Annotated in this window: 15 protein-coding genes; 14 read left to right on the forward strand and 1 reads right to left on the reverse strand. The window is 67.3% G+C overall.

The features are described from left to right. Together cutA and dsbD are read left to right on the forward strand one after the other, a co-directional pair. Positions 1 to 318, forward strand: a complete 318-nt coding sequence (cutA, locus tag BJN45_RS00120; protein WP_083650800.1) for a divalent-cation tolerance protein CutA — start codon at positions 1 to 3, stop codon at positions 316 to 318. Next, entirely contained in the window at positions 315 to 2,078 is a 1,764-nt protein-coding gene (gene dsbD / locus BJN45_RS00125) for a protein-disulfide reductase DsbD (RefSeq protein ID WP_430793407.1), read from the forward strand. Before cutA ends, dsbD begins: the two co-directional genes overlap by 4 nt. On the opposite strand, the gene BJN45_RS00130 is transcribed toward dsbD, so the two are convergent. Continuing rightward, positions 2,075 to 2,785: a phosphatase PAP2 family protein gene (locus BJN45_RS00130; protein ID WP_083650798.1), complete on the reverse strand. Its 711-nt coding sequence runs from the start codon at positions 2,783 to 2,785 to the stop codon at positions 2,075 to 2,077. The genes dsbD and BJN45_RS00130 overlap by 4 nt on opposite strands. A gap of 62 nt (positions 2,786 to 2,847) precedes the next feature. Between BJN45_RS00130 and BJN45_RS00135 the strand changes: the two genes are divergently transcribed. The 12 genes from BJN45_RS00135 to BJN45_RS00190 are packed head-to-tail and all read left to right on the forward strand — an operon-like array spanning position 2,848 to position 12,937. Beyond that, complete coding sequence (locus BJN45_RS00135; protein WP_240494463.1) at positions 2,848 to 3,114, forward strand: acyl carrier protein; 267 nt, start codon at positions 2,848 to 2,850, stop codon at positions 3,112 to 3,114. 2 nt (positions 3,115 to 3,116) lie between these two features. After that, positions 3,117 to 4,364 carry a beta-ketoacyl-[acyl-carrier-protein] synthase family protein gene (locus BJN45_RS00140; protein WP_076090902.1) on the forward strand — a complete coding sequence of 416 codons (1,248 nt, stop codon included), beginning with the start codon at positions 3,117 to 3,119 and terminating at the stop codon, positions 4,362 to 4,364. Between the two features lie 17 nt (positions 4,365 to 4,381). Continuing rightward, complete coding sequence (locus tag BJN45_RS00145) at positions 4,382 to 4,666, forward strand: phosphopantetheine-binding protein (protein WP_076090904.1); 285 nt, start codon at positions 4,382 to 4,384, stop codon at positions 4,664 to 4,666. Next, positions 4,666 to 5,325, forward strand: a complete 660-nt coding sequence (locus BJN45_RS00150; protein WP_076090906.1) for a hypothetical protein — start codon at positions 4,666 to 4,668, stop codon at positions 5,323 to 5,325. Before BJN45_RS00145 ends, BJN45_RS00150 begins: the two co-directional genes overlap by 1 nt. Beyond that, on the forward strand, positions 5,322 to 6,659 hold the full coding sequence (locus BJN45_RS00155) for an AMP-binding protein (RefSeq protein WP_076090908.1): 1,338 nt from the start codon (positions 5,322 to 5,324) through the stop codon (positions 6,657 to 6,659). The genes BJN45_RS00150 and BJN45_RS00155 overlap by 4 nt, the downstream gene beginning before the upstream one ends. Beyond that, complete coding sequence (locus tag BJN45_RS17720) at positions 6,652 to 6,960, forward strand: hypothetical protein (protein WP_076090910.1); 309 nt, start codon at positions 6,652 to 6,654, stop codon at positions 6,958 to 6,960. The genes BJN45_RS00155 and BJN45_RS17720 overlap by 8 nt, the downstream gene beginning before the upstream one ends. Next, a complete protein-coding gene (locus BJN45_RS00165; RefSeq protein ID WP_076090912.1) occupies positions 6,957 to 7,868 on the forward strand; it encodes an acyl-CoA synthetase in 912 nt (303 codons plus the stop codon). The genes BJN45_RS17720 and BJN45_RS00165 overlap by 4 nt, the downstream gene beginning before the upstream one ends. Next, positions 7,865 to 8,434, forward strand: coding sequence for a LolA-related protein (locus BJN45_RS00170; protein ID WP_076090914.1), 570 nt, complete (start codon positions 7,865 to 7,867; stop codon positions 8,432 to 8,434). The genes BJN45_RS00165 and BJN45_RS00170 overlap by 4 nt, the downstream gene beginning before the upstream one ends. After that, positions 8,431 to 10,770 (forward strand): MMPL family transporter, encoded by a 2,340-nt coding sequence (locus tag BJN45_RS00175; protein ID WP_076090916.1) that lies wholly within the window; start codon positions 8,431 to 8,433, stop codon positions 10,768 to 10,770. The genes BJN45_RS00170 and BJN45_RS00175 overlap by 4 nt, the downstream gene beginning before the upstream one ends. Further along, complete coding sequence (locus BJN45_RS00180) at positions 10,767 to 11,411, forward strand: alpha/beta fold hydrolase (protein WP_076090918.1); 645 nt, start codon at positions 10,767 to 10,769, stop codon at positions 11,409 to 11,411. The genes BJN45_RS00175 and BJN45_RS00180 overlap by 4 nt, the downstream gene beginning before the upstream one ends. 3 nt (positions 11,412 to 11,414) lie before the next feature. Further along, positions 11,415 to 12,215 (forward strand): polysaccharide deacetylase family protein, encoded by an 801-nt coding sequence (locus BJN45_RS00185; RefSeq protein WP_076090920.1) that lies wholly within the window; start codon positions 11,415 to 11,417, stop codon positions 12,213 to 12,215. Next, positions 12,212 to 12,937 (forward strand): class I SAM-dependent methyltransferase, encoded by a 726-nt coding sequence (locus tag BJN45_RS00190; RefSeq protein ID WP_076090922.1) that lies wholly within the window; start codon positions 12,212 to 12,214, stop codon positions 12,935 to 12,937. The genes BJN45_RS00185 and BJN45_RS00190 overlap by 4 nt, the downstream gene beginning before the upstream one ends.

The following is a 12,937-nucleotide window of genomic DNA, read 5'->3' on the forward strand; positions in this document are numbered from 1 at the left end:
ATGAATCCGCTGCTGATCCTCACCAACTGCCCCGACGAAGCCACGGCCAACGCCATCGCGCTCGCCCTCGTCGAGGAAAAACTGGCCGCCTGCGTCAACCTGTTGCCGCGCGTGCAATCGATCTACCGCTGGCAGGGTGCCGTCGAGTCGGCGTCGGAAATTCCGCTGCTGATCAAGTCGACCGCAGAAAACTACCCGGCGCTGGAAAAACGCATCGCCGAACTGCATCCCTACGACCTCCCCGAAATCATCGCCCTGCCCATCACGCACGGCCTGCCGGCGTATCTGAACTGGCTGGCCGCGGAAACGCTCCAATGATCATGCGCACCCTATTTCTCCTCTTCGCCTTCCTGAGCTCGCTGGTCCACGCCCAGGAATTCCTCGACCCGGCCGTCGCCTTCAAGCCGAGCGCCCGCGCGCTCGATGGCGAGACGGTCGAGATCCGCTACGAAATCGCCAAAGACTACTACCTGTACGGCGACAAGTTCCGCGTTCATCCGGTCGACGACAGCATCGTCGTCGGCCCGCTGCAGGTGCCCAAAGGCAAGGAAAAGAACGACGAGAATTTCGGTCTGGTCGAGGTCTTCTACAAGGAAGTGACATTCCGCGTACCGGTCGAGCGCAGCAGTTCCGGCGAGTTGCCGCTGCGCCTTGACGTCATTTCCCAGGGTTGTGCAGACGCCGGCGTCTGCTATCCGCCGCAGACCCAGACCGTCGCCGTCGTCCTGCCCGATCCGGCGAGCACGCCCAAGGCGCCGCCGGTGTCGGCAGCCCCGTCAACCGGCGACGAGAGCGGCCTGATCACGCAGACGCTGAAGGATGCAGGCTTCTGGACCATCCTCGGCGTCTTTTTCCTGGCCGGTCTTGGCCTGTCGCTGACACCCTGCGTCTTCCCGATGATTCCCATCCTGTCCGGCATCATCGCCGGCCAGGGCGAGCAGGCAACGCGGGGGCGGGCGCTGGCGCTGAGCCTGGCCTACGTCCTCGGCATGGCCATCACCTATGCCGCCGTCGGCGTCGCCGCCGGCCTGTCCGGCACCCTGCTCACCGCCGCCCTGCAGAATGTCTGGGTATTGACTGGCTTCGCGCTGGTTTTCGTCGTGCTGTCGCTGTCGATGTTCGGCTTTTATGAGTTGCAATTGCCGACATCGCTGCAGAGCAAGCTGTCGGAAGAATCCGGTCACCTGCAGGGTGGACGCGGTATTTCGGTCTTCCTGATGGGCGCGCTGTCGGCGCTGATTGTCGGCCCCTGCGTCGCGGCGCCGCTGGCCGGCGCGCTGCTGTACATCGGCCAGACCGGCGATGCACTACTCGGCGGCACGGCGCTGTTCGTCATGGCGCTGGGCATGGGCGCGCCGCTGATCGCCGTCGGTGTCGCCGGCGGTACGCTGCTGCCAAAGACCGGTCCGTGGATGGAAGGGGTCAAGAAAACCTTTGGCGTGCTGCTGCTGGCCACCGCGCTGTGGCTGCTGTCGCCAGTGATTCCGGCGGCCGTCAGCATGGTCGGCTGGGCACTGCTGTTCATCGTCCCGGCGATCTACCTGCACGCGCTCGACCCGCTGCCGCCGCATGCGAAGAACTGGCAACGTTTCTGGAAGGGCATCGGCATCGTCATGCTGCTGACCGGTGCCGCGCTGCTGATCGGCGCGCTGGCCGGTGGCCGCGACCCGCTGCAACCGCTGGCCGGCCTGCGCGGCGGCGCGCTCGCCGCCGAGACGCAGAAGCTGCCGTTCGAGCCGGTACGCTCGGTCGCCGAACTCGACGCCCGGCTGGCTGCGGTCGACCGCCCGGTGATGCTCGATTTCTACGCCGACTGGTGCGTCTCGTGCAAGGAAATGGAGAAATTCACCTTCACCGACCCGGCGGTGCGCGCCAAGATGTCCGGTTTCATCCTGCTCAAGGCCGACGTCACCGGCAATACCGCCGACGACAAGGCGCTGCTCGCCCGCTTCGGCCTCTACGGCCCGCCGGGAATCATCTTCTTCAGCCCGGCCGGCGAGGAAATCAGCGGCGTGCGCGTCGTCGGCTTCCAGGATGGCGAAAAATTCCTCGCCAGCCTGAACCGCGCCAGCAGCTAGATCGTATCGCCAGCCCGTTCGACCTGGCGCAGTGACAGCCAGGCGAACAGCACCCCGACGGCAACGCCGGCAACGACATCGAGCACGACATGCTGCCGGGTGGCGATGGTGGACCACAGGATCACCAGACAATGGACGGCACTGATGCCACGCAGCCAGCGTGGCGCGTCGATGTTGCGAAACAGCCGCTGCAGCCAGAAAGCGGAGAACACGGCCGAGGCAACATGCAGCGACGGACAGGCATTGCCGGCGGCATCGAGGCCCTTGATCACCGCCATTTCCGGGTGCAACGTCCAGTCGATGTCGGCCATCGGCACCGCCGTCGGCAGCAACCAGAAGATCCCCAGGCAGAACAGGCACAGGGCCGCAATCCACACGCCGAAACGCAACAGCGAGGGCAGGCTGCCGATCAATGCCGGGGGCAGGGATACATAGACCCATAGCGAGACATACGCCGGAAAGGCTGCCGTCGAGAAGGGAATCCAGGCATCGACGAAGGTCGCCGGCATGGTCACGGCAGCGAACAGAGGATTGTTCAGAACCGCGAAATAACCCCAGAAAAACAAGGCCATGAAGATCATCGTCCCAACCGCCTTGAGTGGCCAGAGCAGGACAACCCGATCGACAATCTGTCGATGCCAGGGCTGGCTGCTGGAGAACTCGGGGAGGTAATGGCGCATGGGATCAATGAAGTCGGGCTGTCGCATGGTACCAAATCCGGGGCAGACGTCCGTCATGCAACGAACCCGGGGACAAATCTTTGGAAAACATGACCTTTCGGCTAAAATCCGCGCCTATGGATTGCATTGGCCTGATTCGCGAATTTCTTGAGGACCGCCTCGGCGTCGCACCGGAACGCGTCGTTCCGGCAGCGTTGCTGGGCGAACTCGGCGTTGACTCGCTGATGATGCTCGAACTGATGTTCGAGTTCGAGGACCGTTTCGGCATCAAGCTTTCCTCCGATCTGAAGACCCCGAAAACCGTCGGCGAGCTGGTCACGCTGATGGACGGTCTGATCGCCGAACAGAAGTCCTGAACATGAACCGGCGGCGGGTGGCGATTACTGGCCTCGGGCTGGTCAGTCCCTACGGTGGCGACCTCGCCGATTTCTTCAGCCGCCTGTGCGCCGGCGAATCGGCCGTGCGCTACCTGCTGACCGACGATGTCCCGCGGCCGCTGTCGATGCCCTTCGTCAGTTGTCCCGGCTTCGACCCGGATGCCGTACTCGGCAAGCCGCTGGCCTCGATGATGGACCGCTTCGCCCAGCTCGGCATGGCCGCCGCCTTTGCCGCCTGGGACGACGCCGGTCTGGCGCGCGGCAACGATGGTGCCAGACGCGACACCTGGGGCTGCGCCTGGGGCACGGCACTGGGCGGCACGCTGGCCTATGAAAAAGGCTATCGCGAACTCTGGCAGAAGGGGCGTGAACGCCTGTCGCCGCTGGCCGTCGTACTCGGCATGAACAATGCGGCGAACGCCCACATTTCCATCCAGCTCGGCCTCGGCGGCGTCAGCATGAGTCATACCGTGGCCTGCGCGTCGTCCGCCGTCGCCATCGGCGAAGCCTTCCGCCGTGTCCGTTCCGGCGAAGCGACGGTGATGCTAACCGGCGGTTCCGATGTGCCGCAGGCCTACGGCGTCGCCCGTGCCTGGGAAGCCCTGCGCGTCATGGCACCCGGCGATGCCGACACCTCGCCGTACGCCTGCCGGCCGTTTGCCGCCGACCGCCGTGGCCTGGTGCTGGGCGAGGGTGGGGCGGCGCTGGTCCTCGAGGACTGGGAGCATGCGTGTGCGCGCGGCGCCCGCATCCACGGCGAAATCGTCGGTTACGGCACCAGTTGCGATCACAGCCATCTGGTCAAGCCGGAAGCCGCCGGCCAGGTCCGGGCGCTCCGCGACACGCTGGCCGATGCCGGCCTGGACGCCGACGACATCGATTACATCAACGCCCACGGGACCGCGACGGCCGAGGGCGACCCGGTCGAAATCGCTGCCCTGAAGATGGTCTTCGGCGAACGGGCCGGGCAATTGCCGGTCAGCGCCACGAAGTCGATGCACGGCCACCTGCTCGGTGCCGCCGCGGCGATCGAAGCCATTGCCACGGTGCTCGCCCTGCGCGAACAGGTGCTGCCGCCAACCGCCCATCTCGACACGCCCGATCCGGCCTGCGCCGGCGTCGATCACCTGGTCGTCGCGCGCCGGCAGACAGTCCGTGCCGCGCTCTCCAATTCCTTCGCCTTTGGCGGCAGCAACGCGGTGCTCGCGTTCCGTGCCGTCGCCCCCTGAACACCACGGAAACCGCCATGTCCGCAACTGCCACCCCGGAAACCGTCAGCGCCTTGCTGCCGGAAATCGCCCAGCTGATCGTCACTGCACTCAACCTCGAGATGGCGCCGGAAGAAATCGAACCGGATGCACCGCTATTCGGCGACGGCCTCGGCCTCGATTCGATCGACGTGCTGGAAATCGCGCTGGTCGTCTCCAAGCGTTACGGTTTCCAGTTGCGCTCGGACAATGAAGACAACGTCCGCATTTTTGCCTCGCTGCGGGCGTTGACCGCACACATCGCCAGCCAGCGCAGCCAGTAATGCCCAGCCACCCGGTCCAGCTGCTGCGCGCTCTGGCCGTGGTCCTGCTGTTTGCCGCCTGGGCCGTGGCCGCCCATTACGGCAGTGCCGGCGGCGGTCAGCCGGATATCAATGCCGCCCTCGGCACACTGCCGCTGGCGTTCGTCGCCGGCCTGCTGCTGTGGCGCATCGCCAATCGCTGGCTGCGCGCCACCGGCGTGATCGCCGTTGCCGCACTGCTCGCCTGGCTGTGGCCGCAATTGCGCGAGAACGTGCCGCTGCTTTACTACATCCAGCATCTCGGCACTCACCTCGCGCTCGGGACACTGTTCGGCCGGACGCTGTTCGGTCCCGGCGAGGCCCTGATCACGCGCATTGCGCGCAACGTCTTCAAAGGTACGATCTCCGAGCGCAAGGCCCGCTACACGCGCCAGGTGACGATTGCCTGGACCGCGTTCTTTTTCGGCAATGCGCTGCTGTCGACCGCACTATTCCTGTTCGCGCCAGCCGAGGTTTGGTCGGTCCACGCCAACCTGCTGACCGGACCGCTGATCGGCCTGATGTTCATCGCCGAGCACCTGGTGCGCCTGCGCGTGCTGCCGCCCGAGGAACGCCCGAGCTTCATCGCCGCCATCCGCGCCTATCGCGCCGGCGTGAACCAGCCGGAGCAATCGCCATGAACCGCCGGCCGCTGCTGTCCCGGCGTCAGCTGGACGATGTCTTCGCCTGGCGCGCCGACGGCCCGGTCAGCGTCCGCCGCTTCCTCGCCGAGGCCGACGCGCTGGCCGGACAACTGCCGCCGGGCGACTGGCTGCTCAACGTCTGCAACGACCGCTACCGGTTCGCGGTCGGCTTCGTCGCCGGCCTGCTGGCCGGCAAGACCAGCCTGCAACCGGCTTCGCAGTCGGCCGAAACCCTGGCCCGGATCGAGGCCGACCATCCCGGCTGCTGCTGCCTGTGCGACGGCGAGTTCGCTGCCGGCGGACTGCCGCGCATCGATTTTCCCGATCTTTCTGCGGTCGACCCCGCGAAAATCAGCAAAATCCCTGACATCGACGCCGACCGTGTCGTCGCCATCCTGTTCACCTCCGGCTCGACCGGCCTGCCGCAGCCGCACCGCAAGACCTGGGGCAAGCTGGTCGACAACGGCCTGGCCGAAGCCAGCCGGCTCGGGGTCGATCGCCAGCCGCTGCACATCGTCGGCACCGTGCCGGCACAACACAGCTACGGGTTCGAATCGACCTTCCTGCTGGCACTGCATGGCGGCTGCCCGTTCTGGTCGGGCAAGCCCTTCTATCCGCAGGACATCGCCGCCGCGCTGGCCGCGCTGCCGCCACCACGCCTGCTGGTGACCACGCCATTCCACCTGTCGGCGCTGCTTGCCGCCGACATTCCGCTGCCTGAAATCGCGCTGCTGCTGTCGGCAACGGCACCGCTGTCGAACGAGCTGGCGGCGCAGGCCGAGGCACGCTGCCAGGCGCCACTGCTGGAAATCTACGGTTCGACCGAAAGCGGTCAACTGGCCAGCCGGCGAACACTTGACGGCGCGTCCTGGCAGTTGCTCGCCGGCGTCGAACTGGCGCAGGAGGGCGAATACACCATCGCCCACGGCGGCCATGTCGAAGGCCGGGTGCCGCTCGGCGATGTCATCGAGTGCCGTGACGATGGCCGCTTCGTGCTGATCGGCCGGCACGCCGACCTGATCAACATCGCTGGCAAGCGGACTTCGCTGGCCTGGCTGAATCACCAGATCGCCGGCATTCCCGGCGTCGTCGACGCCGCCTTCTTCCTGCCCGACGAAGACCCGGCCGGAGGCATCACCCGCCTGGCCGCCTTTGTCGTCGCGCCGACACTGAACCGCCAGCCGTTGCTGCAGGCGCTGCGCCAGCGCATCGACCCGGTTTTCCTGCCACGGCCGCTGGTTTTCCTCGATGCGCTGCCGCGCAACACCACCGGCAAGCTGCCGCGGCAGACGCTGCAGGCACTGTTCGCCGAAAGGCAGCGCGATGGCTGAAGCCTGCAGCTTTGCCTGGCAGGTGCCGCCAGCACATCCGGCCTTTGCCGGCCATTTTCCCGGCCGGCCGATCGTTCCCGGCGTCGTCCTGCTCGACCAGGCGATCCTGTTTGCCGAACGCCTGCGCGGCGTGCCGACGGCCGCGTGGCAGGTCGGCAATGCCAAGTTCCTGAGCCCGGTCGGTCCCGGCGAAATGCTCGACTTCATACTGCAGACCGGTGCCAGCGGTAGCATCGCCTTCAGCGTGCACGCCGCCGACCGCATCGTCGCCAGCGGCAGCCTGACGCCGGTCAGCGCATGAAGCCGGAAAGCACGCCGACCGGCGACTGGCGCCGCCAGCAGGAACGCAGCAACCTGGCCATCCTGAAACTGATGGTGTGGATTTCGCTGACCTTCGGCCGCCGGATCGGCCGCCTGGTGCTGCACGGCATCGCCGCCTACTACGTGCTGTTCGCGCCGCGCGCCCGGCGGGCCAGCCGCGACTACCTGCATCGGGCGCTCGGGCGCTGGGCCGAATGGACCGATGGCTACCGCCACGTGTTCAGCTTCGCCAGCACCATCCACGACCGCATCTACCTGCTCAATGACCGTTTCGACCTGTTCGACATCGAAGTCGTCGGCGCCGAAGCGCTGCAGGCCTCGCTTGCCAGCCAGCCCGGCGCGTTGCTGGTCGGCGCCCATCTCGGCAGTTTCGAGGTGCTGCGGGCAGTCGGCCGGGGCAGGGCAGGGCTGCAGGTGGCGATGCTGATGTACGAGGAAAACGCACGCAAGATCAACGCCACGCTACAGGCGATCAACCCGAAGGCGACCGAGGACATCCTGCCGCTCGGCCGCGTCGACTCGATGCTGGCGGCACGCGACAAGCTGGACCAGGGCTACCTTGTCGGCATGCTGGCCGACCGCGGCCTGGGCGGCGATCCTGCGGTCGACTGCGAATTTCTCGGCGAAACCGCCGCCTTCCCGCTCGGTCCGTGGCGCATGGCGGCGATGCTGCGCCGGCCGGTATTCTTCATGACCGGCCTGTATCTCGGCGGCAACCGTTATCAAATACACTTCGAGCCGCTGGCCGATTTTTCCTCGGTACCGCGCGCGGAACGCGAGCAGGCAATCCAGGCGGCAGTTCACGCCTACGCCGACCGGCTGGCGTATTTTTGCCGCCGGGCACCCTACAACTGGTTCAATTTCTTCGATTTCTGGCAGAAAAAATGATCAAGTCCCTGAGTTTCGGGCTGCTGCTTACCCTCCTTGTCCTGCCGGCCCAGGCGGCCTTCGATGTCGGCCAGTTGATGGCCGGACTGGCCCGCCACCCCGGCGGCAAGGCGAAATTCGTCGAAACCCGTTTCCTGGCGGTACTCGACAAGCCGCTGAAGGCCAGCGGCGAAATGACCTACATCGCGCCCGACCGACTGGAGAAGCGGACGCTGCTGCCGAAGCCGGAGATCCTGATTCTCGACAAGGACGTGCTGACGCTGGAGCGCGAGAAGCAGAAATTCTCGATCAACCTGGCCAGCCAGCCGGAAGCGCTGGCTTTCGTGGACAGCATCCGCGGCACGCTGGCGGGCAATCGTCTGGCGCTCGAACGGAATTACCTGCTGCATCTGGTTGGCAACGAAGAGAAGTGGGTACTCACGATGCTGCCGCGCGACCAGCGCATCGCCAGTTTCGTCCTGCGCATCGTCGTCAGCGGCAGCCGCGGCCAGATGCGCAGCATCGAATACCTGCAGGCCGACGGCGACCGCTCGTTGCTGACCATCGAACCATTGGCCGGCCCATGAGACGAAACGCCCTGCGAGCCCTGCTGATCTGGCTGCTGGCGATGCTCGCCGGCCTGGCCATCGCATGGAACAGCCGCTTCGCGGCTGACATGAGCTTTTTCCTGCCGGCCGAACCGACCGCCGAACAGCAGGTGCTGATCGAACAGATCAAGGAAGGCGCCGTGTCGCGCCTGCTGATGCTCGGCATCGCCGGTGGCGACGCGCAGCAGCGGGCGGCGGTATCGCGTGAATTGCGCGGTCGACTGGCTGGCAGCAGCGAATTCGTCTCGGTGCAGAACGGCGAAGCTGGCAGCCTGGATGCCGATCGCGACCTGTTGCTCGCGCATCGCTACCAGCTCAGTCCGGCGGTAACGGCGGAGCGTTTTACCGTCGCCGGCCTGCGCGCCGCCATTGGCGACAGCATCGACCTGCTGGCCTCGCCGGCCGGCATGCTGTTCAAACCCTTCCTGACCCGCGACCCGACCGGTGAAATGGCCGAACTGCTGGGCGGCCTGGGCAGCGGCAACCAGCCGGCCAGCCGCGACGGCGTCTGGGCATCCCGCGATGGCGAGCGCGCCATGCTGCTGGTGCAGACCCGTGCCCATGGCGCCGATACCGACGGTCAGGAGGCCGCCATCCAGACCATCCGCGCGCAGTTTGCCGCCAGCCTGCCGGCAAGCGCTGGCGCCGATCTGCAGCTGCTGCTTTCCGGCCCCGGGCATTTCGCCGTCGAGTCGCGGGCACTGATCAAGGACGACATATTCCGTCTGACGCTGATCAGCAGCCTGGCGATCATCGCCGTGCTGTTCTTCGTCTACCGTTCGCCACGCCTGATCGCCCTCGGCATGTTGCCAGTGGTCAGCGGCGCACTGGCCGGCGTCGTCGCCGTCAGCCTCGCCTACGACACGGTGTTCGGCATCACCGTCGGCTTCGGCGCAGCGCTGATCGGCGAAGCGGTCGATTACTCGACCTACTATTTCATGCAGTCCGGCCGCCACGGCCTGGCCGACTGGCGCCGGCGTTTCTGGCCGACCATCCGGCTCGGTGTCGCCACCTCGGTCTGCGGTTTCGGCGCCCTGTTGTTCTCCGGCTTTCCCGGTCTGGCGCAACTCGGCCTGTACGCGCTGGCCGGCGTACTGACGGCAGCGCTGGTCACCCGCTACATCCTGCCCGACCTGGCCGGCCCGCTGGTTGCCGGCATCGGTTCGACGCAGACGGCAGTCCGCTGCGAAGGTGCCATCGCCCTGCTGCAGCGCCTGCGCTGGCCGACCCTGCTCCTCGCCGTCGCCGCCGCCACCTGGCTTGGCCTCCAGCGCGACCAGCTCTGGCACCCGAACCTGTCGGCGCTGAGCACCGTCAGCGAAGCCGATTCGCGCATCGACGGGCAATTGCGGGCCGATCTCGGCGCCCCGGATTCGCGTTATCTGGTCGTCGTCACCGGCGCCGACCAGGAAGCCGCACTGCAGGCAGCCGAGCGGGCAGGGCAGCGCCTCGACCAGCTGGTCGAGGCCGGCGTCATCGGCGGTTACGACAGCCCGGCCCGCTTCCTGCCTAGCCTGGCGACGCAGGCCGAGCGCCGCCGGGCGCTGCCGCATCCCGATGAACTGCGCCAGCGCCTCGTCCCGGCGCTGGCCGACCTGCCGCTGGCCGCCGACAAGCTGGCGGCTTTCGTCCACGATATCGAAAACGCCCGCCAGGCCCCCGCGCTGACCCGCGCCGACCTGGCCGGCAGCAACCTGGCACTGGCCGTCGATTCGCTGATGCTGCAACGCGCCAGCGGCTGGAGCGTGCTGCTGCCCCTGCATCCGCGGGTCGAAGCGGACGAACTGCTGATTCCCGCAGAGCAGATCCGCAGCGCGCTGGCCGGCAGCGATGCGCTGTTCATCGACATGAAGGACGAATTCGACACGCTGTACAGCGATTACCTGGGCGAAGCGATCACGCTGTCGCTGGCCGGCGTCGCTGCCATCATCGTGCTGCTGGCGTTCAACCTGCGCTCGCCGCGCCGTCTGGGCGGCGTGCTGTTGCCGCTGCTGCTGGCCGTCATCTTCGTCGTTGCCGGCCTGCACCTGCTCGGCGAACGCCTGCATCTGCTGCACCTGGTCGGGCTGTTGCTGATCGTCGCCGTCGGCTCCAATTACGCGCTGATCTTCGACAGCGCTTCCGGCCAGGCCACGCTCGACCCGGAAACCTTCAGCTCGATGGGCGTCGCCAACCTGACCACGGCGATCGGCTTCGGCACGCTGGCACTGTCTTCGGTCCCGGTGCTCAACGCCATCGGCACCACCGTCGGCCCCGGCGCCATCCTGGCGCTGCTGCTGGCGGCGATGTTCGTTCCACGTGAAACGGCAAGATGACGCCCGCCTTGCGCAAGCTTCGCCTTGAGCACGGCGGCCGGGATCTGCTGGTCTTGCTGCCCGGCGCCGGCATGGGTCCGGAAGATTTCGTCACGGCCGGCTTCTTCGCCACTACCCGGACACGCGCACCCGGCCTCGATCTTTGTGCGGTCGACCTCGGTCCGGACAGCATTTCCAGCGGTCAGGCGCTACCCGCAGTCAGCCGTGAAATCCTCGAACCGGCCCGCGCGCGCTACGCCCGCGTCTGGCTGGGCGGAATTTCGCTCGGCGGCCTGCTCGCGCTCTGCCAGGCGGCCGATCACCCGCACAGCGTGGACGGCCTGTGCCTGCTCGCCCCCTATCCCGGCAGTCGCCTGACCCAGGGCGCGATCAGGGAAGCCGGCGGACTGGCCAACTGGAAGGCCACGGCGGAACAACTCGCCGATCCCGAATTCCGCGTCTGGCACTGGCTGAAAGCACCACCGGCGGACTGCCCGGTCTATGTCGGCTACGGCACGGAAGACCGTTTCGCCGACGGCATGGCGCAGATCGCCGACTGTTTCCCACCGGCCAGCCGATGTACCGTGCCCGGCGGACACGACTGGCCGGCCTGGCAGCTTCTGTGGGAAGATTTCCTCGCCTCCGGTCACTTTTCCGCCTGAACCATGCCCCGGCCCTGGACCCCTTCGCCTGCCATCAAAGCCAGCTTCGCCGTGCACGCCGCCGCGGTCGGCGGCCTGCTCGCGGTGCCGGCCCAATGGCCCTGGCTGATCGGTGCGCTGGCCGCCAATCACGCGCTGCTGACCGCCGCCGGCCTGCTGCCGCGCTCGACGCTGCTCGGCCCGAACCTCACCCGCCTGCCAGCGGCCGCCGCAGCGCGCCGGGAAATCGCGCTGACCATCGACGACGGCCCCGATCCCGAGGTCACACCACGGGTGCTCGACCTGCTCGATGCCGCCGGCGCCCGCGCCAGTTTCTTCTGCATCGGCTGGCGCGCCCGCGAGAATCCGGCGCTGTGCCGGGAAATCGTCGCCCGCGGCCACCGCATCGAGAACCACGGCGATGCCCACGCCCGGGCCTTCGCCACCTTCGGCCCGGGCCGCATGCGCGCCGACATCGCCGCCGCCCAGGCAACGCTGAGCGAAATCAGCGGCCAGGCACCGCGCTTTTTCCGCGCCACCGCCGGCCTGCGCAATCCCTTCCTTGACCCGGTGCTGGCCGGGCTCGACCTGAAACTGGCCGCCTGGACCCGTCGACCGTACGATACCCGCTGCGCCGATCCGGACATCGTCCACGCCCGCCTGGTCCGCGACCTCGGCCCCGGCGACATCCTGCTGCTGCACGACGGCCACGCCGCCCGCGACAGCACCGGGCAGGCGGTCATCCTCGCCGTGCTGCCGCGCCTGCTGGCCACGCTGGCCGAACACAAACTCACTCCCGTCACGCTCGCCGACGCCTGCCCATGAACCACCCGGACTTCCTCAAAACCCTGCTCGACGAAGCCACCCGCCCGTTCCGCGGCGGTGGCCGTTTTGCCTACCACTACGCCCGCGGCAAGCTTTCGTCCGACTGCATCTTCCGCGAACTGCTGCGCCAGGGCATCTTCCCTGCGGAAGGCCATTACCTGGACCTCGGCTGCGGCCAGGGCAGCCTGTTCGGCTGGCTGCTCGCCGCGCGCAAGCTGTACGAGCAGGGCAATTGGCCGGACGACTGGGCGCCGGCGCCAAAAGCCCTGAGCCTGCGCGGCTATGAACTGATGCAGCGGGATGTCGACCGCGCCGCCCGCGCCTTCGGCACCCGGCATCCGCTCGTCGACATCCGTCAGGGCGACATGTGCCGGATCGATTTCGGCCGGGCCGATGTCATCACCATTCTCGACGCGCTGCATTATTTCGACCATGCCGGCCAGCAGGACGTGCTCGCCCGCATCCGCGCCGCGCTGCCGCCCGGCGGCCTGTTCCTGACCCGCGTCGGCGACGCCTCGGCCGGCCTGCCTTACCACCTGTGCAACTGGGTCGACCACGCCGTCACCTTCGTCCGCGGCCACCGTCTGCCCCGCCTGTACTGCCGGCCACTGAGCGAATGGGTGGCGATACTCGAAGCGCTTGGTTTTGTCGTCGGCACGATGGAAATGAACGAAGGCAAGCCTTTCGCCAACGTCATGCTGATCTGCCGGGTACCGGCCTGA

It is taken from the genome of Azonexus hydrophilus, from assembly GCF_001956855.1.
Taxonomy (GTDB): Bacteria; Pseudomonadota; Gammaproteobacteria; order Burkholderiales; family Rhodocyclaceae; genus Azonexus; species Azonexus hydrophilus_A.

Coding starts and splice junctions, on each gene's coding strand:
- cutA (WP_083650800.1), top strand. CDS start 1: ATGAATCCGCTGCTGATCCTCACCAACTGCCCCGACGAAGCCACGGCC.
- dsbD (WP_430793407.1), top strand. CDS start 315: ATGATCATGCGCACCCTATTTCTCCTCTTCGCCTTCCTGAGCTCGCTG.
- BJN45_RS00130 (WP_083650798.1), bottom strand. CDS start 2,785: ATGCGACAGCCCGACTTCATTGATCCCATGCGCCATTACCTCCCCGAG.
- BJN45_RS00135 (WP_240494463.1), top strand. CDS start 2,848: ATGACCTTTCGGCTAAAATCCGCGCCTATGGATTGCATTGGCCTGATT.
- BJN45_RS00140 (WP_076090902.1), top strand. CDS start 3,117: ATGAACCGGCGGCGGGTGGCGATTACTGGCCTCGGGCTGGTCAGTCCC.
- BJN45_RS00145 (WP_076090904.1), top strand. CDS start 4,382: ATGTCCGCAACTGCCACCCCGGAAACCGTCAGCGCCTTGCTGCCGGAA.
- BJN45_RS00150 (WP_076090906.1), top strand. CDS start 4,666: ATGCCCAGCCACCCGGTCCAGCTGCTGCGCGCTCTGGCCGTGGTCCTG.
- BJN45_RS00155 (WP_076090908.1), top strand. CDS start 5,322: ATGAACCGCCGGCCGCTGCTGTCCCGGCGTCAGCTGGACGATGTCTTC.
- BJN45_RS17720 (WP_076090910.1), top strand. CDS start 6,652: ATGGCTGAAGCCTGCAGCTTTGCCTGGCAGGTGCCGCCAGCACATCCG.
- BJN45_RS00165 (WP_076090912.1), top strand. CDS start 6,957: ATGAAGCCGGAAAGCACGCCGACCGGCGACTGGCGCCGCCAGCAGGAA.
- BJN45_RS00170 (WP_076090914.1), top strand. CDS start 7,865: ATGATCAAGTCCCTGAGTTTCGGGCTGCTGCTTACCCTCCTTGTCCTG.
- BJN45_RS00175 (WP_076090916.1), top strand. CDS start 8,431: ATGAGACGAAACGCCCTGCGAGCCCTGCTGATCTGGCTGCTGGCGATG.
- BJN45_RS00180 (WP_076090918.1), top strand. CDS start 10,767: ATGACGCCCGCCTTGCGCAAGCTTCGCCTTGAGCACGGCGGCCGGGAT.
- BJN45_RS00185 (WP_076090920.1), top strand. CDS start 11,415: ATGCCCCGGCCCTGGACCCCTTCGCCTGCCATCAAAGCCAGCTTCGCC.
- BJN45_RS00190 (WP_076090922.1), top strand. CDS start 12,212: ATGAACCACCCGGACTTCCTCAAAACCCTGCTCGACGAAGCCACCCGC.